Origin of the sequence: Citrobacter sp. Cpo069, from assembly GCF_030332785.1 — a bacterium.
Classification (GTDB): Bacteria; Pseudomonadota; Gammaproteobacteria; order Enterobacterales; family Enterobacteriaceae; genus Citrobacter; species Citrobacter portucalensis.
The window spans coordinates 383,567-409,415 of the sequence record NZ_JAOWHD010000063.1; the positions used below are offsets into that span (position 1 = coordinate 383,567).

At 51.7% G+C, this 25,849-nt stretch carries 23 protein-coding genes; 7 read left to right on the forward strand and 16 right to left on the reverse strand.

The annotated features are described in order from the left end of the window. Nucleotides 1–266: 266 nt before the first annotated feature. Entirely contained in the window at nucleotides 267–527 is a 261-nt protein-coding gene (mcbA, locus tag OGY08_RS24495; RefSeq protein ID WP_125363314.1) for a DUF1471 family periplasmic protein McbA, read from the reverse strand. Nucleotides 528–737: 210 nt separating this feature from the next. On the opposite strand from mcbA, the gene rlmF reads away from it, so the two are divergent. After that, nucleotides 738–1,664, forward strand: a complete 927-nt coding sequence (rlmF, locus tag OGY08_RS24500) for a 23S rRNA (adenine(1618)-N(6))-methyltransferase RlmF (RefSeq protein ID WP_219013521.1) — start codon at nucleotides 738–740, stop codon at nucleotides 1,662–1,664. On the opposite strand, the gene ybiO is transcribed toward rlmF, so the two are convergent. The 6 genes from ybiO to rhtA form a co-directional block, all read right to left on the reverse strand. Further along, a complete protein-coding gene (ybiO, locus tag OGY08_RS24505) occupies nucleotides 1,661–3,898 on the reverse strand; it encodes a mechanosensitive channel protein (RefSeq protein ID WP_125363316.1) in 2,238 nt (745 codons plus the stop codon). The genes rlmF and ybiO overlap by 4 nt on opposite strands. Before the next feature lie 118 nt (nucleotides 3,899–4,016). Continuing rightward, nucleotides 4,017–4,739: a glutamine ABC transporter ATP-binding protein GlnQ gene (gene glnQ, locus OGY08_RS24510; protein ID WP_003035246.1), complete on the reverse strand. Its 723-nt coding sequence runs from the start codon at nucleotides 4,737–4,739 to the stop codon at nucleotides 4,017–4,019. Continuing rightward, the gene (gene glnP, locus OGY08_RS24515) at nucleotides 4,736–5,395 is read right to left on the reverse strand and encodes a glutamine ABC transporter permease GlnP (RefSeq protein WP_003035248.1); all 660 of its coding nucleotides are present in this window, start codon (nucleotides 5,393–5,395) and stop codon (nucleotides 4,736–4,738) included. The genes glnQ and glnP overlap by 4 nt, the downstream gene beginning before the upstream one ends. A gap of 137 nt (nucleotides 5,396–5,532) precedes the next feature. Further along, a complete protein-coding gene (glnH, locus tag OGY08_RS24520) occupies nucleotides 5,533–6,279 on the reverse strand; it encodes a glutamine ABC transporter substrate-binding protein GlnH (RefSeq protein ID WP_048235778.1) in 747 nt (248 codons plus the stop codon). A 365-nt stretch (nucleotides 6,280–6,644) separates the two neighbouring features. Continuing rightward, nucleotides 6,645–7,148 carry a DNA starvation/stationary phase protection protein Dps gene (gene dps, locus OGY08_RS24525; protein WP_125363317.1) on the reverse strand — a complete coding sequence of 168 codons (504 nt, stop codon included), beginning with the start codon at nucleotides 7,146–7,148 and terminating at the stop codon, nucleotides 6,645–6,647. 303 nt (nucleotides 7,149–7,451) lie between these two features. Further along, nucleotides 7,452–8,339 (reverse strand): threonine/homoserine exporter RhtA, encoded by an 888-nt coding sequence (gene rhtA / locus OGY08_RS24530; RefSeq protein ID WP_125363318.1) that lies wholly within the window; start codon nucleotides 8,337–8,339, stop codon nucleotides 7,452–7,454. A gap of 411 nt (nucleotides 8,340–8,750) precedes the next feature. Between rhtA and ompX the strand changes: the two genes are divergently transcribed. After that, nucleotides 8,751–9,266 carry an outer membrane protein OmpX gene (ompX, locus tag OGY08_RS24535; protein WP_003831579.1) on the forward strand — a complete coding sequence of 172 codons (516 nt, stop codon included), beginning with the start codon at nucleotides 8,751–8,753 and terminating at the stop codon, nucleotides 9,264–9,266. 139 nt (nucleotides 9,267–9,405) lie between these two features. Here ompX and OGY08_RS24540 read toward each other — a convergent pair whose 3' ends face one another. Then, nucleotides 9,406–10,986 carry a phosphoethanolamine transferase gene (locus tag OGY08_RS24540; RefSeq protein WP_057067342.1) on the reverse strand — a complete coding sequence of 527 codons (1,581 nt, stop codon included), beginning with the start codon at nucleotides 10,984–10,986 and terminating at the stop codon, nucleotides 9,406–9,408. 276 nt (nucleotides 10,987–11,262) lie between these two features. Further along, nucleotides 11,263–11,391 (reverse strand): manganase accumulation protein MntS, encoded by a 129-nt coding sequence (gene mntS / locus OGY08_RS24545; protein ID WP_003831584.1) that lies wholly within the window; start codon nucleotides 11,389–11,391, stop codon nucleotides 11,263–11,265. 186 nt (nucleotides 11,392–11,577) lie between these two features. On the opposite strand from mntS, the gene mntR reads away from it, so the two are divergent. Next, nucleotides 11,578–12,051: a manganese-binding transcriptional regulator MntR gene (mntR, locus tag OGY08_RS24550; RefSeq protein WP_003831586.1), complete on the forward strand. Its 474-nt coding sequence runs from the start codon at nucleotides 11,578–11,580 to the stop codon at nucleotides 12,049–12,051. Then, complete coding sequence (locus OGY08_RS24555) at nucleotides 12,048–13,157, forward strand: anion transporter (RefSeq protein ID WP_057067343.1); 1,110 nt, start codon at nucleotides 12,048–12,050, stop codon at nucleotides 13,155–13,157. The genes mntR and OGY08_RS24555 overlap by 4 nt, the downstream gene beginning before the upstream one ends. Nucleotides 13,158–13,251: 94 nt before the next feature. Here the strand turns inward: OGY08_RS24555 and ldtB are convergent, their stop codons facing one another. Continuing rightward, nucleotides 13,252–14,172, reverse strand: coding sequence for a L,D-transpeptidase (ldtB, locus tag OGY08_RS24560; RefSeq protein ID WP_003035268.1), 921 nt, complete (start codon nucleotides 14,170–14,172; stop codon nucleotides 13,252–13,254). A gap of 232 nt (nucleotides 14,173–14,404) precedes the next feature. Here ldtB and OGY08_RS24565 point away from each other — a divergent pair, with 232 nt between their 5' ends. After that, complete coding sequence (locus OGY08_RS24565; RefSeq protein ID WP_008784214.1) at nucleotides 14,405–15,997, forward strand: ABC-F family ATPase; 1,593 nt, start codon at nucleotides 14,405–14,407, stop codon at nucleotides 15,995–15,997. Between the two features lie 78 nt (nucleotides 15,998–16,075). On the opposite strand, the gene OGY08_RS24570 is transcribed toward OGY08_RS24565, so the two are convergent. From OGY08_RS24570 to OGY08_RS24585, 4 genes are all read right to left on the reverse strand, one after another. Continuing rightward, on the reverse strand, nucleotides 16,076–17,338 hold the full coding sequence (locus tag OGY08_RS24570; protein WP_286566778.1) for a DUF1479 domain-containing protein: 1,263 nt from the start codon (nucleotides 17,336–17,338) through the stop codon (nucleotides 16,076–16,078). A 152-nt stretch (nucleotides 17,339–17,490) separates the two neighbouring features. After that, nucleotides 17,491–18,306 (reverse strand): Cof-type HAD-IIB family hydrolase, encoded by an 816-nt coding sequence (locus OGY08_RS24575; RefSeq protein WP_125363320.1) that lies wholly within the window; start codon nucleotides 18,304–18,306, stop codon nucleotides 17,491–17,493. 224 nt (nucleotides 18,307–18,530) lie between these two features. Beyond that, nucleotides 18,531–20,963 carry a glycyl radical protein gene (locus OGY08_RS24580; protein WP_048235769.1) on the reverse strand — a complete coding sequence of 811 codons (2,433 nt, stop codon included), beginning with the start codon at nucleotides 20,961–20,963 and terminating at the stop codon, nucleotides 18,531–18,533. A 5-nt stretch (nucleotides 20,964–20,968) separates the two neighbouring features. Further along, on the reverse strand, nucleotides 20,969–21,868 hold the full coding sequence (locus OGY08_RS24585; protein ID WP_057067347.1) for a glycyl-radical enzyme activating protein: 900 nt from the start codon (nucleotides 21,866–21,868) through the stop codon (nucleotides 20,969–20,971). A 132-nt stretch (nucleotides 21,869–22,000) separates the two neighbouring features. On the opposite strand from OGY08_RS24585, the gene fsa reads away from it, so the two are divergent. Continuing rightward, complete coding sequence (fsa, locus tag OGY08_RS24590; protein WP_032942786.1) at nucleotides 22,001–22,663, forward strand: fructose-6-phosphate aldolase; 663 nt, start codon at nucleotides 22,001–22,003, stop codon at nucleotides 22,661–22,663. Between the two features lie 86 nt (nucleotides 22,664–22,749). On the opposite strand, the gene moeB is transcribed toward fsa, so the two are convergent. Continuing rightward, nucleotides 22,750–23,499: a molybdopterin-synthase adenylyltransferase MoeB gene (gene moeB, locus OGY08_RS24595; protein WP_057067348.1), complete on the reverse strand. Its 750-nt coding sequence runs from the start codon at nucleotides 23,497–23,499 to the stop codon at nucleotides 22,750–22,752. After that, the gene (moeA, locus tag OGY08_RS24600; RefSeq protein WP_008784221.1) at nucleotides 23,499–24,734 is read right to left on the reverse strand and encodes a molybdopterin molybdotransferase MoeA; all 1,236 of its coding nucleotides are present in this window, start codon (nucleotides 24,732–24,734) and stop codon (nucleotides 23,499–23,501) included. Before moeA ends, moeB begins: the two co-directional genes overlap by 1 nt. Nucleotides 24,735–24,908: 174 nt before the next feature. On the opposite strand from moeA, the gene OGY08_RS24605 reads away from it, so the two are divergent. Beyond that, complete coding sequence (locus tag OGY08_RS24605; RefSeq protein ID WP_125363321.1) at nucleotides 24,909–25,697, forward strand: aminoglycoside adenylyltransferase family protein; 789 nt, start codon at nucleotides 24,909–24,911, stop codon at nucleotides 25,695–25,697. The last annotated feature ends 152 nt before the right edge of the window (nucleotides 25,698–25,849 follow it).

Genomic DNA, 25,849 nt, shown 5'->3' on the forward strand with positions numbered 1-25,849 from the left:
GAGTGGACGGTTTCACTCGCGCGAAGGGACATCTCTAAGGATGTTATACCCTGCAGGCCTCGCGGAAATGAGTGTGTAATTGATAATGATTTTGATAAGCATTACTAATCAGTTCGACGTTTTAGCATTCATTAATTCAAAAATAAATACATTTATTTACATTAGATTCAAAATGCCAACATGTTGATTACAAATTGAGCTGCATTAAAGTGAACCGCGCGCAGAAAACTGCATTCGGGTTGAATGCAGTTGGGCTGAGATGGGGGTTACTTATAGATGGTTGCGGTGCCGTACATCTGATTTTTGCCGCCCGCAGAATCAACGACAAAGCCTTTTGCCCCTTGCTCTTTCGCTTTCTCCGCCAGCTTGTCTTCCAGGTCGCTCAGATTAGAGGCGCCGGTAGCGGATACGGTGCCGGAAGCTTGTAGCTGACCGGTAGCTGGGCTGGTGTATGGCTGTGCAGCAAAGGAGGTAAATGTCATGCCGGAAAGTACGGTAGCAGCAAGTAATGTGAGGCATTTCTTCATGGTGATATCCTCTGAAAAACAACAGGTGTGCCTGATAAGTTTAGGTCGTCAGCGGATGACATTTACCGCAAAAAATTGGTGATGAGCTGTCTGTTTTTTGAACAATTAGTAAAGCGTCAAACAGGTGTAAAAAATCAAATTTCCTTGTTGTGTGTGTTTACCGCGTGGCGTTATGCGGGTATCTTACGCCGCTGTTAAAAGGAGAATACTATGTCCGCCCTGAAACAGGGATTACACCCACGCAACCGCCACAATGGCCGTTATGATCTTGCGACTTTATGCCAGGTTACGCCCGAGCTGACGCAATTTCTCACCCTCACGCCCGGCGGCGAGCAGAGTGTTGATTTCGCGAATCCGCAGGCAGTAAAGGCGCTCAATAAAGCACTGCTGGCGCATTTTTATGCGGTGAAAAACTGGGATATTCCAGATGGTTTTTTGTGTCCGCCGGTGCCTGGTCGTGCTGACTACATACACCATTTGGCCGATCTGTTGGGTGAAACCAACGGAACCATTCCGGCAAATGCGAGCGTGCTGGACGTGGGAGTGGGGGCAAACTGTATTTATCCACTGATCGGCGTGCATGAATACGGCTGGCGATTCACGGGTAGTGAAACCAGTAGCGAAGCGTTTAACAGCGCTCAGGCGATCGTCAACGCCAATCCGGGATTAACCCGTGCTATTCGTCTGCGTCGCCAGAAAGATGCAACGGCAATCTTCAACGGCATCATTCACAAAAATGAGCAGTATGAAGCCACATTGTGTAACCCGCCATTCCATGATTCTGCGGCCTCAGCCCGTGCCGGAAGCGAGCGCAAACGCCGTAATCTGGGACAGGACAAAGACGATGCGCTGAACTTTGGCGGACAGCAGCAGGAGCTGTGGTGTGAAGGCGGTGAAGTGGCGTTCATCAAGAAAATGATTGCTGAAAGCCAGGCCTTTGGTCGCCAGGTGATGTGGTTTACTACACTGGTGTCGCGCGGTGAGAACTTGCCTCCGCTGTACCACGCATTAACGGATGCGGGCGCGGTGAAAGTGGTCAAGAAAGAGATGGCCCAGGGACAAAAGCAGAGTCGCTTTATTGCCTGGACCTTTATGGATAACGATCAGCGTCGTCGTTTTATGGCGCGTAAACGCTAAAGCGTTGGCTCGGTTGGCGGTAGTGGTTCGCTTGCCGCCGACGCAGGACCATTCCCTGGTGCAGGTAACACTTGATACGTCTGTACCGGGGCGCGTATGTTGGCCAGATCGAAGTATTTCTTCACCTGGCTGTCGAGCGCAAAACGTACCGTCCACTGCTTCAGCGGTAAGGTGGTAAACGAGACCCGTAGCGTGAATGCCGTATTGGTTAATCCTACAATCCCGGCAAACGACGGTTCGCCGATAATCAGCCCGCGAATATCATCTTTTTCCATCACCGCAGCAACCGCGTCTTTCAACGCCTGATTCGCTTTATCCGCATCCTCATGGCGGTCTACGTCGTAATTGGCGACGACCGATCCAATTCCACGCACAAAGTTGGCGAAGGTCGTTATCGATGACCAGGGAATAATATGGTACGCCCCGGTGTCCTGACGCACGCCCACAGAACGAATGGACATTCGTTCAACCGTACCGGTGAGTGGACCGATGGTCACCAGGTCGCCGGTGTTCATGCCATTTTCAAACTGAATAAAAATCCCAGTAATAATATCTTTTACCAGCGTTTGCGAGCCGAAAGAGATTGCCAGCCCCAGCGCCCCGGCCCCGGCCAGTAAAGGGGCGATATTAACGCCAATTTCGGACAGCACAATCATGATGGTGATCGTGCTGATGATCACCGCCAGCGCGTTGCGAAACAGCGTCAACAGGGTGCGGGTACGAGCGCTGGGTAGCGGGCGTCCGTGAATATCGGAAGCCAGACGATTTTCAATCAGGCTGGCAAGGATCGTCCAGCCGATGGCGGAGAAGAATAAAATCAGCGCGATACGGATCAGAATATCCACCGTTTTTTCTCCTGCGCCGTAATGCAGCCAGTTCCAGAAGTCGAACAGTCCCCAGGCATTCAATAGCAGCATCACCGCAACGCACACCGTCAGGATCCTGGCCACGCTTAACGCCGTCGACAGCCAGCCATTCAGCCGCTTTTGGAGTTCCGGATAGCTGCGCTGGGTGTGTGGCGAAAGGGTAATAGTTTTGGCTATCCAGCGGGAAAACATGCCGGAAACAAAGGCGGCAATTCCAATGATTACCAGGCTGCGCAGCGTAGCGCCCATCATGAATTTCAGGCTGTTGCCCGGATCAAACAGCGAAAAGAAAAACAGCACAATGAAATAGGCGCTGGCCAGCCAGTACCATACCAACGCAAAGGCGCGGATAAACAGGCTGAAAAAAGCTAACGATCTTTCTGCCAGATTCTGTAAATGCAGCGTTATCTCTTTCTTATTTCTGAAAATCAGGTACAGCGCCCATAGCGTGATACACAGCATGATGATGACGTTGGCCATCGCGCCGACCTGCACATTGACCTGATTGGAGATAATGGGAACGGCAACTATAAGCCCGTAACCAATCAAACTGCTTAATGAACTCAAACGCCGATTCCAGTAGCGCGCACCGGTATCCTGAATGTTAAACGGACGCAGTTCGGCCACCGTTGGGCAAAATATCAGACGCAGAATGGCTTTGAAGAATTCAATCAGGGCAAAGGCATTGAGAAACAGGCTTTGCTGAAAGGCGATGGTGCGACTGCCGGCGTTCATTCTGTCGCTCAGTATCTGCCCGACAAACAATGTCAGCGCCAGCAGAAGCAAATCAATAATGAATGCGCCAACGATCATCGCCGGAAGCTGCAGCCAGTTGCTGCGTTCGCGGTTTTTCCGCCGCGCCCATTGCCCCATTTTGCGATACAGCGGCAGCGCGCACAGGCGGATCAGCCAGTAAAACCCGAACACTGACGCCGCCAGCATTAAAAAATGAGTCAGGGCATTGGTGAACGTTTGCGGGTTAAAGGTCTTGTGCGGTGCATCGGTAATATTGCGATAAAGCTGGGCAAAGCGGCTGGAGAGCGCCTCACCGTAGTGCCGGGTGACATCGGTGACGTTTTCCAGCACCGTTTTTTCTTCCGTTAACGTGGGTGGGACAATAGTTGGCACCGGTTCGGCTGGAGGAGTTGTCGCCACTTTGCGTAACTGATCGATCAGTTCTTTCCGCGAGGTGTCATTTTCCAGCACATCAGCCAGTGCGCCGTAGGCCGCTTTCTTCTGTTCAACATCCGGCTCCTTTGCCGGGGCGGTTTGTGCGTTGGTTGACGTTGGCGTGGTGACGCCAGGTATCGTCACTGCCTGAGTCGGAAGACTCAACAGACAAACAAAGATGAACAGGATCCAGCGCATGACTCCTCCCATGAGAAAATAAATTCAAAAGGATAAGTATAGATGTCAGGGCGGGAGGGACTTGAAATGAGAGGATTCTGGTGAAAAACCTCCCTTCGGGCGAAGGGAGGTTGAGCTATCAGGAAACGTGCTGCAAGAATTCCTGTAAGCGTTGGCTGGGTGGATTTTCAATCAGGGCCTGCGGATTACCGTCTTCGGCAATTCGTCCCTTATCAATGAAAATCAGGCGTGAAGCCACTTTTTCGGCAAAGCCGATTTCGTGGGTCACAATCACCATGGTCATCCCTTCTTCCGCCAGGTCCTGCATCACTTTCAGAACTTCATGGCGCAGTTCAGGGTCGAGTGCTGAGGTTGGCTCATCAAACAGCATCATTTTCGGTTTTACTGCCAGCGCACGGGCGATAGCCACACGCTGTTGTTGACCACCGGACAGTTCAGAAGGGTAGTGATGTGCACGTTCGGCCAGACCCACTTTTGCCAGCAGCTCTTTCGCCAGTTTCTCGGCCTGTTCTTTATTCGCCCCGCGTACGCGCTGCGGTCCGAACATGACGTTTTCCAGTGCCGTCAGATGTGGGAACAGGTAAAACTGCTGAAACACCATTCCGGCTTCCTGACGGATTAAGCGCTCGTCTACCTTCGGATCGTTTACTTTCAGACCATCGACGATCAGATCGCCGGAGGTTATCTCTTCCAGTTTGTTAATGCAGCGCAGCAGGGTAGATTTACCGGATCCTGACGGCCCGATAATCACCACGACTTCACCCTGCTGAATGTTCAGGTCAATATTGTGCAGCACCTGGGTTGGACCAAAGTGCTTAGAAACGTTTTTAAATTCAATCACAGGATTTTCATCCTTCTTTCCAGACGACGCAGAATGAAGCTCAGCACCAGCGTAATGATCAGATAGAACACCGCAACGGCGCTCCAGATTTCCAGTGCGCGGAAGTTACCGGCAATGATTTCCTGGCCCTGACGGGTCAGTTCAGCGACGCCAATGACAATAAACAGCGAGGTATCTTTAATGCTGATGATCCACTGGTTGCCCAGCGGCGGCAGCATACGACGCAGTGCGAGAGGTAAAATAACGTGGCGGATAGTCTCTGTGCGTGAAAGTCCAAGCGCCAAACCGGCTTCGCTGAACCCTTTATGGATTGAGAGCACGGCACCGCGGGTGATTTCCGCAATATAGGCCCCGGAGTTGATCATGATGGTGACAACGGCGGCGCTAAAGGGGTCAATGCGTAAATCGTTAAATGCCATTGGCAGAGCGAAGTAAATAAACATTACCTGCACAACGATTGGCGTACCGCGAATGACTTCGATAAACACCAGCGCTACGTGGTTGGCGATCCAACCGCCGAAAGTGCGCGCAAACCCTGCTGCAAGTCCGATTATCAGACCGCCAGCCAGACCGAGGACCGAGATCCACAGGGTCATTTTGGCGCCTTCAATCAAAAGCGGGATGGCGGGCCAGATGGCACTCCAGTCAAACTGCATATGTCGTTCCTGTTACCGTGGTGTAAATATTCAAATGCCCGTTTTGCCGGATGTGCTGTGCTTATCCGGCCTACAGGTCTCAAAAATCCAGGCGTAGGCCCGGTAAGCATCACGCTACCGGGCAACGCTGCCGGTTATTATTTAGGTTCAGTACCGAACCATTTTTTGTAGATTTCGTTGTAAGTACCGTTCTCTTTCAGCGTTTTCAGCGCGCCGTTCACTTTCTCACGCAGGTCGTCGCTGCCTTTCGGGAAGGCGATACCGTACTGCTGGGCTTCCAGCGATTCGCCTACAGCTTTGAACTGACCATTGCCTGCTGTTTTGATGAAGTAAAGAATGTTTGGTGTGTCGTGCAGTACAGCGTCTGCGCGGTTGGTGCCCAGTTCCATATATGCGTTATCGATATTCGGGAACTGACGCAGGTCTTTGGTTTTGATATTCGCTTTCGCGTAATCAACGGAACCGGTGCCGCTCTTAACTGCAACGACTTTACCATCCAGATCTTTTACGCTTTTGACGTCGTTGTTATTCGCTTTCACCATCACTAACAGACCGCTTTTGTAGTAGCCGTCGGAGAAGTCGATCGCTTTTTTACGCTCTTCGGTGATGGTGATACCTGCCAGTGCCAGGTCGATATTTTTGGTTTGCAGAGCCGGGATGATGCCGCTGAAATCCATCGGTTTCAGTTCATAATCCAGTTTCAGTTCTTTGGCCACGGCAGCCCACAGATCCACATCAAAACCAACGTATTTGTCACCCTGTTTGAATTCAAACGGTACAAACGCGGTGTCGGTTGCGACAACCAGTTTCTTGTCTGCGGCATGGGAGGACACCGCAAAAGCCAGGGTAAGTGCAGCCAGTGAAACTTTTAATACAGACTTCATAGGATTTCCTTTTATATCCACGGGGCGATCCCCTGCGAGAACATATGGCTTAATGAAAAAATCGTGCCAATTTTGCAACTCATTGTTTTAACAAGAGGGTGTCTCGTTTCTCTGCACAATAAGTAGGGCATAGCGAATAATCTGCACTGTTTTGGGGCACTCATTTGGTGCGAACCAGTCACGGTGCAAACGGTATGACTATTTAGCGTAAAAATTGTTGATAAAACAATCTTTCGTTAACGATTGTGTGAGGTGATTATTACAAATAATTTACTTTGGAGTGACGAATGATCAATGTTATGCACCATAGATGTGCAAAACCCCCGCCGGAGCGAGGGTTATATAGGTAATTCTTATGTCTGCTGTTACTCAATGTTGGCTTCGATAAACCACAGGAATTTATCGAGGTCGCGAGAAGCTGCGGTAAAGATATCCGCGGTATCTTCGTCTTTTGCTTCGCTGATAGCTTTACGTAAGCTGTTTGCAACTACGGCATAACGTTCGGCCAGCTCTTTTAAGTGGTCCTGTACGCTATGGATATCCAGCGGGTAACTTTTCAGAGGCGTTTTGCTGTTAATAACCTGAGTTGTGCCCAGTGCCACACCGCCCAACTGTACGGCGCGTTCAGCCATGGTGTCGAGGTGATCGGTCAGAGCTGTACGGAAGCCATCGAGCATTTCATGTACTGCAATGAAGTTTGCACCGCGCATGTTCCAGTGAGCCTGTTTGGTGATCAATGACAGGTCAATGAACTGGATTACTTGATGATTCAGCAGTTCTACGGTCGCTTTCTTTTCGCTATCAGACACATCGTTGCGGGTATAAAGGAGGGCGGATGCTTTTGTTTTTACCAGTTTCGCGGTACTCATATTTTCATATCCTCTTGATATTTATGTCCCAACTCTTCAACGGAATTAAGTATAGCGCTAAATTTGGATTTTTGTTTCCGGTGTTGCCTATCACTTTAATAGCGAAGACGAGGGCAAATATAAAATATCAAATAAAATCAATGTGATGAGTGTTTTATTGCTTGCGTGGTGTTATTTTTATGTTAATTTTAAGATTAAATGAAATATGCGGATGAGAAAATTATATTTATTAGAATTATTATCACGCAGATTTACAATTGGATATTCTGCATGATTATGCAAACCATGCAGAATAATACGTGGTTAATTCACGTCGACTTGTTTTATTTGTGGCTCTTTACGAATAGTGAGCGTAGAGCCCATTGATGCGACAATAATGGCGCCCAGAGCGAGCGTCTGGATAAGCGTCAACGTTTCACCGAGGAAGATCATTCCGGAAACCGCTGCCAGCGCGGGTTCCATGCTCATCAATGTACCGAAAGTACGCGTAGGCAGGCGCGTCAACGCAATCATCTCCAGTGAATAGGGAAGCGCAGTAGAGAGGACTGCAATGGCCAGACCTAACGGCAGTATGGACCAGTGCCACAGGGCGTCCCCGGCCTGAATCGCGCCGATTGGCACAAAAACCAGCGCCGCGATTAATGAACCCACCGCTACGGTTGCCGGACCGTGTTCTGCACCGGCACGCTGCCCGGTGAGAATATAAACGGCCCAACAGGCGCCAGCCCCCAGCGCCAGCGCTGCGCCGGTTAAATCTACGTGAGAAACGTCCTGACCCAGAGGCAGCAGGAACCAGAGCCCGAGCACTGCCAACGCAACCCAAATGAAATCCACCGGGCGTCGGGATGAAAACAGTGCTACCGCGAGCGGGCCGGTAAATTCCAGCGCCACGGCGATTCCCAGTGGGACGGTTTGGATTGACAGGTAGAAAAGGTAGTTCATCCCGCCCAGAGACAGGCCATAAAACAGTAGCGGCAGGCGTTGTTCTTTAGCGAATCGTAAACGCCAGGGCTTAAAGAAAGCGATAAGAATGAGCGTACCCAGCGCAAGGCGCAGCGCGGTAACGCCCGGCGCACCGACGAGTGGAAACAACGATTTTGCCAGTGATGCTCCGCTTTGAATGGAGGACATAGCAATAAGCAAAACCAAAATAGGCAACCAGACTGGCGCTTTACGTGACAACCCCGGCATCCTTTCTCCTGTCAAATGATGATTACACGTCTCCATCTGTGCCACGCTTCAGCATTGTTACGACGCAGATGATTTTATGTATAGAAAAGTAAAACAGCGAGTGTAATGGAAATACACTCAACTGGTTGAGTATTCGTTGAAAAAAAAATTGCTCAGTTCCGTACAATGGCATGAAAATGATGGATTAATAATCTGTGTGATTAGGAATGTTCTGGATGAATGTGCCATATTGTGCGCGCAATAATGGTATTTTCAGTTGAAAAAGTGATGTTAATTGAAAGAGATAGCGGGTTTTTGAAATGTTCTGTTACATGAAAGACCCCGTTAGACATCGCGAATCGCAAAGAGTTTCCCATCAATTTTTGGTATATTTAAAACTTAAGATTTACTTGAAGCACATTTGAGGTGGTTATGAAAAAAATTGCATGTCTTTCAGCACTGGCCGCTGTTCTGGCTTTCTCCGCAGGTACTGCTGTAGCTGCTACTTCTACCGTTACCGGTGGTTACGCTCAGAGCGATGCTCAGGGCGCAGCAAACAAAATGAACGGTTTCAACCTGAAGTATCGCTACGAGCAGGACAACAACCCGCTGGGTGTCATCGGTTCCTTCACTTACACTGAAAAAGACCGTACCGATGCTTCTGGCGACTACAACAAAACCCAATACTACGGCATCACTGCTGGTCCGGCTTACCGTCTGAACGACTGGGCAAGCATCTACGGCGTTGTGGGTGTTGGTTACGGTAAATTCCAGAACGTAGAATCTTCGACTTACAACCACAGCACCAGCGACTACGGTTTCTCTTACGGTGCGGGCCTGCAGTTCAACCCGATCGAAAACGTTGCTCTGGACTTCTCCTACGAGCAGAGCCGTATTCGTAGCGTTGACGTTGGCACCTGGATTGCTGGCGTGGGTTACCGCTTCTAATCACTTCGGTGATATGAAAAATCCGCCTCTTGGGGCGGATTTTTTTTGCGTGTAATGCAGGAAGGAATGTCGTTGTAGGCCTGATAAGCGCAGCGCATCAGGCATCGGTAGCAAAATGCCTTATCCGGCCGACAACGTATTATTTGGTTGAGAAAATATCGGTACCCAGATGGTTGTAGTCCACCTTCTGCAGTTTGAAGTTGGTGATGTACACCGGCCCGGCTTTTTTCTCTGAGATAAAGCGGTAGCTGTTGGTGATTTCCTTTGCGCTGATCCCTGTCCACTGCGAGAAAAAACTGAGGAAATCATTGGCGGAGCGACGGGCTTTAATCACCCGATGCGCTTTATCATCGCTCGACAGCACCATGAAAGGCACCTGGAAATTCTGCTGGAACTGATCGTCATGCGCCAGGTACTGCACCTCTTTTCCCCGCTCTTTAAACGCGAGGCCATGATCGGAGAAATAGACCATCGAGAAGCTATTACCGCTGTTACGTAACTGCTCGTAAAGCTGGCGCAGCAGGTTATCCGTCTGTGTCATTGTGTACAGATAACAAGATGTCTCTTTTGACTGGACGAAAGTCTCGTATTTACCCTGTGTTCGGTCACAGGCCTGCGGATGCGAGCCCATTAAATGCAGCACGATGAGCTGTGGCTGGGTGCGCTCGGTTGCCAGCACCTGGGCAGTCATCTTCAACAGCGCTTCGTCACGGGTGTTTTTATCCGCTTCGAAGTCACCGCTTTTGAGGAACTGAACCTCATCAGCGCGCTTCGCAATGCTGGCGATGGCCGTATCGTATTCACCAATCTGTCCCTGATTGGAAAACCACCATGTCTGAAAGCCCGCGCGGTTAGCCAGGGTGACAAAGTTATCCTGGAACTGGGGTTTATTATCCACTACCCGATTAAGCGTTAAGCCGAGCGATTTTTGCGTTGAACCGCTGGCCGCAATGTAATCCGCGAAGATATAGCCGTTAACGGAGCTGGCAAACGGGGTGTTATCCCAGTGGCCGCCAAACGCCCCTAACGCATCGCGGCGGGCGCTTTCGCCGATCACCACGACGTAGGTGTGATACTTCGGTTTAACGGCGGTTACCGTCCAGCTGTCTTTTACGCTCGACAGTTTCGCCATACGCTCTTGTTCGTCGAGCACTTCGTTGTTATTGACGATAACGTCCTTGGCGAAACGGAAAACCGGATAACCGGTATCTTTCAGCTTAAACACGCCGCCCCAGGCCAGGTTTTGTACCGGGGTAACAAAGAATGCGACAACGCTAAACAGCAAACAAATGCTGTCGAACTTATTCCAGCTGCGCTGCTGCACATCTTTTTTACGGCGTACGGCGATAACGCCAAGGGCAAAAATAAACACTCCAACCAGATAACTGTACCAGGGGAAGATGGTCAGGATCTCGGTTGACTCTTCCATATTGGTTGAGTGCAGCGCCAGTAAGGTATTGAAGTTCGGTGAGCCGTAAGCCTGGCCGAACGGAAAGTACATTGCCGCAATGAGTGAGCAAATGCCAATCAGTGCCTTCTGCGCGCGCGGCGCGCTACGCCACAGCAGCATCAATATACATGTGAAAGCAACGCTATAGAGCAGGCTAAGCGGATAGCCCAGAGCAAGGTTTATTAGCAGAGACTGTAAGAAATAGAGGCCAGTCCACGGACTAATAGCCCGACTGCGAGCAATGATTGAATCTTTGAGGGTTAAATTCATACGCCACTAATACAAAAACGCCATGTGCTTACCCTGGCGCTAAGGGTCATTGCCTGCCTGAGAGAGCGAGAAGAGGGATAGGGTCCGCATCCGCGAGCCGCAATATACGCAGGGCTGCGAAAAGATAGAGTGTGCGCAAGAGAAGGTCAACTACTACAAAGAAATTGTTTTGCGAGGGACGTGGCAAAACTGACAAAAAGAAGGGTTATTGAGACGAAAACCACCACCGTACCCGAATGACGGCAGGAAAATGAAGCGGCGTACCGCGACGCCGCATTATTTTTCTGAAGGTTTATCCTGCTCTGGTTTGCTGTTAATCATGTCACACAGCATAGAGATCAGCATCAACCGTACTTTAAAGGGAGAGTGACTAAACACGCGTATGCACCTCTTAAATTCATTCATGTAAACCTCCTGACTTCACAATCCCATCAGTCCTTGAGGGATGTCTTTATTATATACAGATATAGCACAGGCTATATTATATAGCTATTGCTAAAACGTTAATTTTTTGTGCCCACGCAACTCTGGTTTACAATGAGCGCTCTCTAATCAGATGCCGTTAACGCGTCACAGTAACGAGGAAGCAGAATGAGTCGTCGCGCAGGTATGCCAACAACAAAAAAAGTGACGCAATTGGTGAATGTCGAAGAACACGTTGAAGGGTTTCGTCAGGTCCGGGAGGCGCATCGCCGCGAACTGATTGATGACTACGTAGAGCTGATTTCCGATCTCATTATTGAGGTGGGTGAAGCGCGCCAGGTGGATATGGCCGCGCGACTTGGGGTTTCCCAGCCGACGGTTGCTAAAATGCTTAAGCGCCTTGCTTCAGTCGGATTGATTGAAATGATCCCGTGGCGTGGGGTGTTTTTAACCGCAGAAGGTGAACGACTAGCCCAGGAGAGCCGGGAACGTCATCAGATTGTGGAAAATTTCCTGTTGATGTTAGGCATCAGCCCGGAAATTGCCCGTCGCGACGCGGAGGGGATGGAGCATCACGTCAGTAAGGAAACGCTGGAGGCTTTTAGCCGGTTTACGCAACAGCAAGGAACTGGCTCTGAATGAGTTTTCCTTTATTACGTGCCTTACAGCGCGATCGTTTTTTCCAGCTGTTAATCATCGTTGGGGTTGTACTGAGTCTGTTCACGCCATTTACGCCCCGGTCCTGGCCAGGGGCAATTGACTGGCACACGATTATCACGCTTAGCGGGCTGATGTTACTGACCAAAGGCGTGGAGCTAAGCGGTTATTTCGATGTGTTAGGTCGCAAGATGACCCGCCGCTTCAAAACAGAGCGCCAGCTGGCGATATTTATGGTGCTGGCGGCGGCGTTGTTGTCGACGTTTCTGACCAACGACGTTGCATTGTTTATTGTTGTTCCGCTGACCATCACCCTGAAAAAATTATGTGCCATTCCGGTGAATCGCCTGATTATCTTTGAGGCGCTGGCGGTAAACGCCGGATCGTTGCTCACGCCAATAGGTAATCCGCAAAACATTCTGATGTGGGGACGCTCAGGCTTATCGTTTACCGCGTTTACCTGGCAAATGGCGCCGCTTGCGGGGGCCATGATGCTGACGCTGGTGGTGCTGTGCTGGTTCAGTTTCCCGCATAAAGCGTTGCACTATCATACCGGTACGCGCGCGCCTGACTGGCAACCACGCCTGGTATGGAGTTGTCTGGCGCTGTATATCATCTTCCTGGCGGCGCTGGAGTTAAAGCAAGAACTGTGGGGACTGGCGATTGTGGCGGCAGGGTTCATGGTGCTGGCGCGTCGCGTGATCCTCAGCGTGGACTGGACGTTGCTGTTAGTGTTTATGGCGATGTTCATTGATGTGCATTTGTTGACGCAGCTCCCGGCCTTGCAGGGGATTACCCACCAGATTGGCACGCTCTCAGCGCCGGGACTTTGGTTAACGGCTATTGGCCTGTCGCAGTTTATCAGTAATGTGCCCAGTACGATTTTGTTGCTGAACTACGTTCCGCCGACGCTGCTGCTGGCCTGGGCGGTTAATGTGGGCGGCTTTGGTCTGTTGCCGGGATCGCTGGCGAATCTCATTGCGTTACGGATGGCAAACGACCGACGGATCTGGTGGCGTTTTCATTGGTATTCGGTACCGATGCTGATATGGGCGGCGCTGGTGGGGTATGGTTTGCTGCTGTTGATGTAATTGATGTGATGTGCCGGATGGCGGCTGGCGCCTAATCCGGCCTACTGCGTTGGTAGGCCCGATAAGCGTAGCGCCATCGGGCATATATAGCAGATTAGTTCAAACGAACCGGCATACCTGAACGGTTCTGTACCGCCTGCTCAACGACGGCCTGATCGACGTCAGACTGACCGGTGATGCTGGTAATGCTCTTGTTCAGGGTAATCGGTACGATTTCTCCGCCTTCGAACTGTGCTTCAGTCGTAGACAGTGGGTTATGTACTTCGATGTAACGGCTGCCGTCTGGTTCGGTAGTGGCTTTTACCGGCTCATCGATAAACTGTACGCGGGTGCCGACTGGCACATTTTCAAACAGGAATTTGATGTCGTCGTTACGCAGACGCACGCAACCGTGGCTGACGCGTAAGCCTACGCCGAAGTTAGCATTGGTGCCGTGGATGGCATACAGGCGACCGATATACAGCGCGTACAGTCCCATCGGGTTATCCGGACCTGCCGGAACAACGGCTGGCAGCGGCTCGCCCGCAGCGCGGTATTCCGCATGCATTTTCGCCGTTGGCGTCCAGGTTGGGCCCGCTTTTTTACGTTCTACTTTGGTGGTCCAGTTGATTGGCGTGTCTTTGCCCAGCTGGCCGATACCGATCGGCAGAACAATTACGGTGTTGGTGCCTTTCGGGTAGTAGTACAGACGCATTTCAGCGCTGTTGATAACAATACCTTCATGCACGGTATCCGGCAGGATCAACTGCTGAGGAATGTTCAGCACGGTGCCGCCTTTCGGCAGGAAGGTATCCACGCCCGGGTTGGCTTCCAGCATGTTAGACAGACCCATCTGATACTCTGCCGCAAAATACTCCAGCGGTTGGGTGTTGCCTTCAGGAATAGTAATGACCTGGTTTTGGCCAATCAAACGGCTACCATCAGTCGGCAGCGGGTACGTGACGGCTGAAGCGGTATTACAAAAACCAACTATTGCGAGTGCCGCCGCGAAAAGCGTTGTTAATTTCATATTCATATTCATGTATGCGAGATTCAGTGCCAGGCAGGCTAGTGGGTTGAGATTTATGTAGTGTTGGGCACGCATTATATGTGCAATCTGAGCAACAAGGAATTCGGATGTGTACTAAATCACATTTTTTTCCTTTTGGTTTCACTTTTTCCCTTCCGCATGAAGACGCGATCTTCTTGCAGACTTATGGCATAATAAGCGGTTTGTCACATATTTCTTTCTCTTTCAGGATACGCCAGTGTTAGTTTCCAGCAACGTCACCATGCAGTTCGGCAGTAAGCCGCTGTTTGAAAATATTTCCGTCAAATTTGGCGGCGGCAACCGTTACGGCCTGATTGGCGCGAACGGTAGCGGTAAATCCACTTTTATGAAAATTCTCGGCGGCGACCTCGAACCGACGCTGGGTAACGTTTCCCTCGATCCTAACGAGCGCATTGGTAAGCTGCGCCAGGATCAGTTCGCCTTTGAAGAGTTCACCGTACTTGACACCGTGATCATGGGTCACGCTGAACTGTGGGAAGTGAAGCAGGAGCGCGATCGCATTTACGCTCTGGCCGAGATGAGCGAAGAAGACGGCTATAAAGTTGCTGACCTCGAAGTTCAGTATGGCGAAATGGACGGCTACTCTGCGGAAGCGCGTGCGGGTGAACTGCTGCTGGGCGTAGGTATTCCGGTAGAACAGCATTACGGCCCGATGAGCGAAGTCGCGCCCGGCTGGAAGCTGCGTGTGCTTCTGGCACAGGCGCTGTTCTCTAACCCGGACATTCTGCTGCTCGACGAACCAACGAACAACCTGGATATCGACACCATCCGCTGGCTGGAGCAGACGCTGAACGAGCGTGACAGCACCATGATCATCATTTCGCACGACCGTCACTTCCTGAACATGGTCTGTACGCACATGGCGGATCTGGACTACGGCGAACTGCGCGTTTATCCGGGTAACTACGACGAATACATGACGGCGGCAACCCAGGCGCGTGAACGTCTTCTGGCTGATAACGCCAAGAAGAAAGCACAGATTGCCGATCTGCAATCCTTCGTCAGCCGCTTTAGCGCCAACGCGTCTAAATCTCGACAGGCGACTTCTCGTGCGCGTCAGATTGATAAGATTAAGCTCGACGAAGTGAAAGCGTCCAGCCGTCAGAACCCGTTCATTCGCTTCGAACAGGATAAGAAACTGTTCCGTAACGCGCTGGAAGTGGAAGCGCTGGCGAAAGGTTTTGATGAAGGCCCGCTGTTTAAAAACTTCAACCTGCTGCTGGAAGTAGGGGAGAAGGTTGCCATCATTGGTGCCAACGGCGTGGGTAAATCCACCATGCTGAAAACGTTGGTTGGCGACTTGCAGCCGGACAACGGTACCGTTAAGTGGTCTGAAAACGCCCAGGTCGGTTACTACGCGCAGGATCATGAATACGAGTTCGAAAACGATCTGACTGTTTTCGAATGGATGAGTCAGTGGAAGCAGGAAGGCGATGATGAGCAGGTAGTACGTAGCTTCCTTGGTCGTCTGCTGTTCAGCCAGGACGATATCAAGAAACCTGCGAAAGTGCTCTCCGGTGGTGAAAAAGGACGCATGCTGTTCGGTAAGCTGATGATGCAGAAACCGAATATTCTGGTTATGGATGAACCGACCAACCACCTGGATATGGAATCTATCGAGTCGCTGAACATGGCGCTGGAAATGTACCAGGGCACGCTGATCTTCGTTTCTCACGACCGTGAGTTCGTCAGCTCGCTGGCAACCCGCGTGATTGAAATTACGCCGGAACGCGTAATCGACTTCACCGGTAACTACGAAGATTACCTGCGTAGTAAAGGCGTCGAATAATTATCCCGTCGTGCTCGTGTTACAGGTGTGCTGGTTGCACCTGTAACACGGGATACTTAAGGGTAAGGGTATATAAAATTAAACAATCCCCAGCGCGCGTTTGCCGTGGATATTCAAATCCTCCAGCGTGAAGCGTCCTTCCCAGTTAGTTTCATAATCCTCCCGTGGAAAATCACCCGGCGACGCACCTTTTTCCAGCGCGGCCTTCACTTTGTGGGCGTAGGCCAGATTCTTTTCGCACATCGGTGCGGCAGGAATGTACATCACGTTACCCCAACCCTGCTGATTTTCCACCGGTGCGACGGAGTGAATCACATCACAATGCCACCAGACGGAGTCTCCGGCGTCCAGTTGTGGAATGCTGGTTAACGCTTCAATCAGCAGAGGATGCCATTGCGTGGAAATCGGCAGCACCCGGCCGGGCGCAACGCCGCAAAGTTCATCTTCTGGCACATCGTCAAGCAATGGGCGTAACAGCACATACGCCATCGCTTCAGGGATCGGGACCACATGCAACAATCCCTGACCTGGCAGCATATCGGACAGTGCAGTCCAGCCCTGGAAGGTACGGAATACCGAACATTTGGTGGTGTTATCCACCGTGTACTCTTCTACCTCAGTGCGATGCGCCGCCTGCCACGGATCGTAATCTTCCAGCTTGCCATTGAAAACATGAGCAAAGACCTGCTGATATGCCGGAAGAAGCCAGCGTTCCAGCGCGCCGGAATCCGTATGCGCGCCCAGCCCTTTAGACGTGGTTCCCGGCGGTCGACGGCGAATGCGGTCAGGGTAAATAACGCTGATATCCGGGTTAAACCATTGTTTACCTTCGCTTGTAAAGGTCCACAAACGATTGAGGAACGACTGTGCATTGGCCATTTCTTCACTCTGGCGGGCCTGCATCTGCGCCTGGGACCAGTAGATGGGGTAGATTTCAGGCCGTGATGCGCTCAGAGTACCGAAGAAATTATCGCCGGGTCCTTTATAGACGTCGTCAAAGTGGTTGCGGTCCAGATAGTCCAGCATTGAGCTGTCCCATCCGAGAGCCTGTTCGCGAGGGAAATGACCTTTAATGACTGCGCATCCGCGACGCTTAATTTCTTCACGCTGCTCTGTACTTACGTGGCCTGCTTTGATATCTGCATAAGATATCACCGGCCACACCGGGGCACCTTGCGCTTTGAGGGCGTTGATTTCCGCCACGCGGGTGGCGATAGCATCGCTCAACTGATTGAAGATTAACTGAACATCCCCAAGCTGTGCCCGCAGTTGCTGTTTCATCTGCCGGATTGCCGCTTTGTGATCGGCGGGCAGCGTGTCGCTGGTAAAAGTAAAAGCCATATCCACCTCGCATTAACTTTCATTCGAAACTTAACTAACTTACAGATGATAATATAAGTTAAAATTTAGTTAACGCAAGTTTAAAACTTGATGGAGTGAGCAAAATAGAAAAAGAGTGAAAACCGGGATGAGGGATACCCCGGTTGGCAGGATTAGACGTTAAAAGGGGAGGTGTTATCCAGCACAGCCTGAATTACGTTCAGCGCGCCCTGATGGTTGTTGTCGTCGGTCTGATAGCGAGCAATCGTTTTGATATTCTCTGCCGCGTTGGCCATGGCGAAAGAGTAGTGCGCCATTTTCAGCATTTCCGCGTCGTTTCCGCTATCGCCAATGGCGACTACGTTTTGCGGTGACAGGTTCCAGCGTTTAAGCAGGCGGCTGATCCCGTTGGCTTTATGTAAGCCCGGAATGATCAGATCGATAAACCCGAAGCCGCTGGTGACGGGCTTCATGATGCCGTCCAGCGCAGCATGCAGGTGATCGATAACCAATGGGATTTGTTGGTCCGGTAAATTTAGCGAGAACTTGAACAGCACATCGTCGATATCCTGATAATCCTTTACGGGTTTCAGGCGATGGTAGTGTTTTGACATCAATGCGACAAAGGACTCTGGCGCATTTTCGCTAACGTAGGCGCTTTGCAGCCCGCAAGCCACAAAGTTGAGCTGCTTATCTTTTAGCAGTTCACCAATGACAATACGGGATTCGTGGCGGGTAAGCTCGCCGTGAAACAGCTGCTTGCCATGCTCATAAACCAGCGCGCCATTCTCAGCGACAAACGATATTTCGTCTTTAAGCTCCGGGAAAAAGGAGATCAACTGGTAATACTGGTTGCCGCTGGCCACGACAAATTCGATATTTCGTTTTTTCAGTTCCTGATACTGCGCCATAAAACGTGCACGATCGTATTTCTTGGCGTCGTCGAGAAAAGTTCCGTCCATATCGGTGACGATAACTTTGATGATCATAAAGATAGGCTCCTGGCGATTACTGCAACCAGAAACATTCTAATAACAATGTGACCTGTAGCACAAATTTAATTTCGAATGAAAGTAAAAAGCCGGGTGGTAGCTTCGCCTTACCCGGCTACGGGGAGAATCGTTGTAGGCCGGATAAGCGTCAGCGCATCCGGCAATGGGGGGGTTAGCGTGCCGGATGGCGGTGTGGAATCTCATCCGGCCGACAATATTGTTTACAGCATATGCTCAGTACGCGCGATGATGTCGTCTTGCGCATCCGGAGAAAGCGCAGTGAAGAAGGCGGAATAACCTGCTACACGGACCACCAGGTCACGATATTGATCCGGGTGTTTTTTGGCTTCCAGCAGCGTTTCACGGGAGACAATGTTGTACTGAATATGCCAGCCTTTGTGCTCTTCGAAGAAGGTACGCAGCAGGATCATCAACTTTTGCTTATCGGATTCATTTTCCAGCGTGGCCGGGTTGAGCTTCTGATTTAACAGCACGCCGCCGAGAATCGAACCGGTCGGCAGTTTACCCACCGAACCAATTACCGCCGTTGGGCCGAGATGGTCCGTACCGGAAGCCGGGCTTGCGCCTTCTGCCAGCGGAGTGTGTGCTTTACGGCCATCCGGCGTTGCCATCGTTGCTGCGCCGAACGGCACGTTTGCCGAAATAGACGAGGTCCCGGCGTAGTAATTGCCGCCAACCGGGCCACGTCCGTAACGCGGATTATGATATTGTTTCAATTCATCGATATAGGTCTGATAAGCGCGGGCCAGTAGCGTATCAACGCTATCGTCATCGTTGCCGTATTTCGGCGCGCCGTTGATCAGTCGTTGGCGTAACTGCTCATGGGTCAGACCGTCAAAATCATCGGCCAGCGCAGCGGCCAGCTGTTGTTGACCAATAGCGCCCTGTTCAAAGACCAGTTTCTTCACTGCTGCCAGGCTGTTACCGAGGTTGGCAATACCCACCTGCAAACCCGATACCCAGTCATACTTCGCGCCGCCTTGCTTAATGCTTTTCGCCCGTTCAATGCAGTCGTCTACCAGCGCGGAACACAGAATATCGTGCACGTTCTCTTCCAGCATGGTGTCGACGACATACTCAATTTCTATGGATTTACGCGTGTAGTAGCGGATCTGCGTATCCCAGGCATCCATCACTTCGTCGAAATTGTTGAAGTTACCAGCCGAGAGCGCTTTTTCCTGTGGCAGAAAGACTTTGCCACTGGTGGCATCGCGCCCACCTTCCAGTGCCGCCAGCATCACGCGGGCAAAGTTAATAAAGCTCATGCCGGTGCAACGGTAGCCCCATTTCCCGCCGACTGCGGTTTCGATACACCCAATGGCCGCATAGTCATAGGCATCCTGCGGTTCAATGCCCAACTTAATGAATTCCGGTATGACGATTTCATCGTTGTTAAAGGCAGGCATCCCGAAGCCGCAGCGGATCACCTGCACGCAGGCATCAAGGAAGTCATTACTCATCCCCGCGTGATAACGCACGCTCAGGTTTGGCTGCGTAGAACGCAGACGGCCACAGGACTCCAGAATCGCGTAGGAGAGCGGGTTGACGGCATCCATCGGCTGGCCGTTGACCAGGTTTTGACCACCAATGGTCACGTTCTGATACAGCGGGCTACCCGCTGAGGCTTTCGAATGGGAGCCGGAACGGATTTTGTTCACTTCCAGCAGTTTCAACCAGCAGCTGTGCAACAGTTCAATAGCGTGCTCACGATCAAGACTCTGGTTCAGTTCAACGTCACGACGATAGAACGGATAGAGGTATTGATCCATACGACCAAACGACACCGAGTGACCGTTTGATTCAATTTGCAGGATCAGCTGGATGAAATAGCATAACTGCAATGCCTGCCAGAACGTTTTTGGCGGTTCATGGGCGATCACATCGCAGTTTTCCGCCATGGTCAGCAGTTCATCTCGACGGCTGGTGCGGGTTTCCGTGGACGCCATTTTACGCGCCAGCGCGGCAAAGCGCTCAATGTGAAGACTGACGGCTTCCAGCACGATATCAATCGCTTTCAGGAACTGATCGCCATGGAGGTCTTCCAGACATGTCAGATTGATGCGGGAGCGACGTTCATCGACTTTGTGACGCAGGCCGTCGAGACCTTTTTCCAGCAGCAGCGGGAAGTTTACCGCCAGGTGTGCGTCGCCGGAGGTCATGTTACCTTCGGCTTTGATAATACCGGTTTCCAGCAGCCCTTTCTGCTCATCAGTGAACATCCCGTAGCAGCGATCCTGCACGGTTTGACCACGCCACCATGGGCACACCTCATGTAATACACGTTTGTTCTCTTCGCTTACCGCAAAGCCTGCGCCCGGTCTGTCGGCGAGGTCGTCGATCTCTTTTTCAATCCAGGAGACGGTGTATTCCGGGAAGATAGGCGCGGCACGCACTTCGCTTGCCTGGTTACCAATGATCAGTTCGTCATGTTTGATCCAGATGGTGCGTTCCGCCAGATGATGGGCTAGCGCCAGTGCGCGACGTACCGGGATAGGCTTATCCAGGTGTTGCTGATACATCTCGGTATAGTGCTGGGCGCGCTCGGTACAAACCGGTGGTTTCACGATGTGGATCAGGGCCGTTTTATGCGCTTTGATACGGTCGCTGAGTGTGTCCAGTTTCAGAGTGGTCATGGCAATTATCCTCGTAGGGTCGCAGTTAAACCTTTAAGGCTGGCGTACTGCTGGGCAAATTCGAGCAGTGCTGGCGCATCAAGCGGTTTATCCGGTGCGTTGTAGGGTTGACTGAGTAAGTGGTATTTGTTGATGCCCAGGGTGTGGTAGGGCAAAAAATGGATCTCACCGACGTGAAGCTCATCGGCGGCAAAATCGGTAATGGCCTGAATAGCGGCTTCGTCTGCGTTGAATCCCTGAATCAGCGGTACGCGGATAATCATTTTTTTACCGGCGGCAGCCAGTTTTTTTAGATTTTTCAGTACGCGAGAGGCACGCCCATCGGTCCATTGTTTAAACGGCGCATCTGCAACGTGTTTTAGATCTGCCAGAAACAGATCGACGTCAGGTAATGATGGTTCAATATACTTCCACGGGACATGCAAACAGGTTTCCACCGCGGTATGAATGCCTGCGTCGTGGCTGGCTTTGAGCAAAGCAGCTGCCAGCTCTGGCTGCATAAACGGTTCACCGCCGGACAGGGTGAGGCCTCCGCCACTGCGGTCGTAAAACGGTTTATCTCGCAATACGGTCGCCATGATATCGTCCACGCTTTTTACCTCTCCGCAGACGGTTAACGCCTGAGTCGGACAGCAGTCGGTCAGTACGGTGAGAGCGTCATCGGTCAGTTTTTCGCGATGAATAAGTAATCCGCCCAGCGCCCGTTCAATCACCGTGGGTGCAGCCTGAGCACAGAGATCGCAACCGTCGAGGCACAAACGCGCGTCATAAAGCAGGTCCTGCGTGCGGGCGCGGCTTTCCGGATTCTGGCACCACCGACAGCCCAGGGAGCATCCCTTAAGGAACACCACGGTACGAATACCGGGGCCATCATGCGTGGAGTAGCGCTGGATATTGAAAATCATAAGCGACCTCTTTTCTTTCGTATAAAGATTAAATTACTTTCGAATGAAAGTTATATTGACATGCGTCAACTAACCGTGAGGTTTCGCCGTGCTACCTTTTATTCATGCTAATTATTCGTTTGAGGAAAGGTTATGGAACTCTATTTAGATACGTCTGATGTTGATGCGGTAAAAGCTCTGGCGCGCATTTTCCCGCTGGCAGGGGTGACCACTAACCCGAGCATTGTGGCGGCAGGGAACCAGACGCTGGAAGTACTACTGCCGCAACTGCAGGAAGCGATGGGAGGGCAAGGGCGTCTGTTTGCTCAGGTGATGGCGACCACCGCCGAAGGGATGGTCAGCGATGCGCGTAAGCTGCGGGCAATCATTGCTGATATCGTGGTCAAAGTGCCGGTGACAGCAGAAGGTCTGGCGGCTATAAAATTGCTGAAAGAAGAAGGGATCCCGACGTTAGGTACTGCGGTATACGGTGCAGCTCAAGGGTTATTGGCTGCTCTGGCGGGTGCGGAATACGTTGCGCCATACGTTAACCGCGTGGATGCGCAAGGAGGGGATGGCATTCAGACGGTGGCCGACCTGCAGACGTTACTGAAAATGCATGCCCCGCACGCCAAAGTACTGGCAGCCAGTTTTAAAACACCGCGTCAGGCACTGGATTGTCTGCTGGCGGGCTGCGAGTCCATCACGCTACCGCTGGACGTTGCTCAGCAGATGATTAGCTCTCCGGCGGTTGATGCTGCCGTCGCGAAGTTTGAGCACGACTGGCAGAGCGCATTCGGTCGCACGTCGATCTGATGCTGTTGCCGGGTGGTGCTAACGCTTACCCGGCCTACGTTGGAGCTGTTGTAGGTCGGGTAAGGCGAAGCCGCCACCCGACTTTTTTACTGCCCGCAAACCTCACACCCCGGGTTGCGCATCAGCTTCATTTCGCGAAACTGGCAGGTCATGGCATCGTACATGACGATTTTTCCGGATGCCGGTTTACCGTAGTTTGCCAGTAGCTTAATGGCTTCCATCGCCTGTAACGATCCGATCACGCCGATCAGCGGGGCCATCACTCCGGCTTCTACGCAGGTCAGGGCATTTTCACCGAACAGACGACTCAGGCAACGGTAGCAGGGCTCACCGTCCTGGTATGTAAATACGGTAATTTGTCCTTCCATGCGAATAGCTGCACCGGAAACCAGCGGGACTCTGGCGGCAAAACATCCGGCATTCAACTGATTGCGGATGCTGACGTTATCCGTACAGTCCAGCACCAAATCGTGTTCGGCAATAAGCGCGTGAATCTCGCTATCGTCAAGCAGCGCATTCACCGGCGTAATGGCGATATAAGGGTTAATCCGCGCTAGCGCGTCACGGGCGGATAGCACTTTGGGTTGCCCGACGGTTGCATCGCTGTGCAGCGTCTGGCGTTGGAGGTTCGACACGGAGACCGTGTCAAAGTCGAGCAGGGTTAAATGCCCGACGCCAGCGCCCGCAAGGTACTGAGTTGCTGCGCATCCCAGTCCCCCCAGACCAACGACCAGTACCCGCGCATCTTTGAGCGCTTCCTGACCTTCGAAATCGAAGCCGCGCAGAATGATTTGCCGGTTATAGCGCATCATCTCCTGGTCGCTGAGTTCCGCCATTACAGGCCTCCAAACAGTGCGTTAAACGGCTCGACCTCAACCCATTCTCCAGCCTCAACGTTACCGCGATCGCGCTCCAGCACGATAAAGCAGTTGCCCTGGCTAAAGGAGCTAAAAATATGCGAGCCCTGGTGTCCGGTGGTGGTGACTTCCAGTTCGCCTTCCGCGGTACGCTGCAATACACCACGTTGAAAATCCAGGCGCCCTGGCGTTTTCTTCAGGCGTGAGGCTGTGCGCACGCGCTGGCGCGGAGGTAACCCACAGGCGGTGTTTCCGCTGAGTTTCGCCAGCAGCGGTTGCACCAGTTGATAAAAGGTGAGGGCCGCAGAAACCGGATTACCCGGCAGGCCGCAAAACCAGCTGTTGCTCAGTTTACCAAACGCGAACGGTTTACCGGGTTTGATGGCCAGCTTCCAGAAGGCAATTTCTCCCAGCTCTTCCAGAATGGTTTTGGTGTAATCCGCTTCGCCTACCGAAACGCCGCCAGAGCTGATGACGACGTCGGCCTGGCTGTCGGCTTCGATAAATGCGGCTCGCAGCGCGTTTGGATCGTCGCGAATAATTCCTAAGTTGATCACTTCGCAGCCCAGCTGCTGCAGCATCAGGTGAACGGTCAGACGGTTTGTGTCATAAATCTGCCCGTCGCCCAGCGGTTGACCCGGCAGTTGCAGCTCATCACCGGTGGAGAACAACGCCACGCGAACTTTGCGAACGACCGGTACTTCGGCAATGCCGAGCGAGGCCAGAACAGGAAGCTCGGCAGTTGTCAGACGAGTTCCGGTAGGGAATACCACCGCGCCGTTTGCAATATCTTCACCGCGCAGACGAATATTTTGTCCGCTGCGGACCTCGGCGGTAAAACGTACACCGTCGTCAGTTTGTTCCGTTTGCTCCTGCATCACCACCGCTTCACAACCGGCAGGCACCGGGGCACCGGTCATAATGCGGATGCAGGTTCCCGCAGGCCACTCGCCGTGGAATGGTTGACCAGCAAAGGCTTTACCAGCCACCGCAAGAGGCTGGTCTGATTGTAAATCGGCTAATCGCACCGCATAGCCATCCATTGCCGAGTTATCGAATCCCGGCACATCAATCGGGGAGATGACGTCGGTGGCCAGAATGCGGCCAAAGCATTGAACCAGCGGCAGCGTTTCGACGGCGGTGAGTGGGGTAATACGCGAAAGCATCTGAGAGAGAGCCGTTTCAAGCGGCATCAGTCCGGCGGTAAATTCCATGAGAAGACTCCTGCGGGGCAAAATCGAATCCGCTCATTATGTCAGAAAATGGACGCGGACAGTATGCTACCTCAGGCTTAGGATCCGATCTGAGACAGGTTTTCTGCCAGAGAATAGCGCTACAGGAAAAATGCAGTATAGACTCATTATTTCTGCTTTTTTCCAGGAGGCTAAATGGCTGCGACTATCCCGAATTCAATTCGACAACAGGTGAATGCCGCCAGTGCACTGATTGCGCGGATTATAGAGGGCGACCTGGTTGCTGTTCATTTATATGGCTCTGCTGTTGAAGGTGGCTTAAAGCCCCAAAGCGATATCGATTTACTGGTTACCATTAGGCAGCCACTGAATACCCGGCAAAGAAAAGATCTGATGCAGGGTTTTCTGGAAATATCAGCACCGCCTGGCAGCGTTGATAGCTATCGGGCGCTGGAAGTGACCATTGTGGTCTATTCACAACTTGTGCCGTGGCGATTCCCACCGTCAAGAGAAATGCAATTTGGCGAATGGTTGCGTGACGATATTCGCGCGGGAATTGTTGAACCGAGACAGGTGGATCCTGATCTTTCGATCCTGCTGACCCAGGCCCGGCGCGCCAGCGTAGCGTTGTTCGGTGAACCCGCTGAGACGTTATTCAACGTCATCCCTTTTAGCGATGTCTTGCAAACGTTTCGGCATATCCTTGATATGTGGCAGAAACCGGGCGATTTAGAGGGTGACGAGCGAAATATCATCCTTACTCTGGCGCGTATTTGGTACAGCGTAGTTACGGGCAATATTGTCGCTAAAGATGAAGCTGCCTCCTGGCTTATACCGCAATCACCCGATGAGTATGCTGATACGCTGCAAGCCGCACGTGCAGAATACCTGGGGTTAACCAAAAAGAACTGGGCTGCGTCTATGCCATCTGTTGAACGCTTTGTGTTTTATGCAAAAAAACAGATTGCCGATCGGCTTGAATAATATATTCAACGATGTTGGAAGATACTCTTTCTGTTTAACTCATCTAAATAACCTGATGGGATGGGGCGTGAGGTACGGGCCTTTACCTTTACATGACGTCTGCATCTTTCTATATTCAAAAATCGAATCAATAAGTCACAGAAATTCTGATA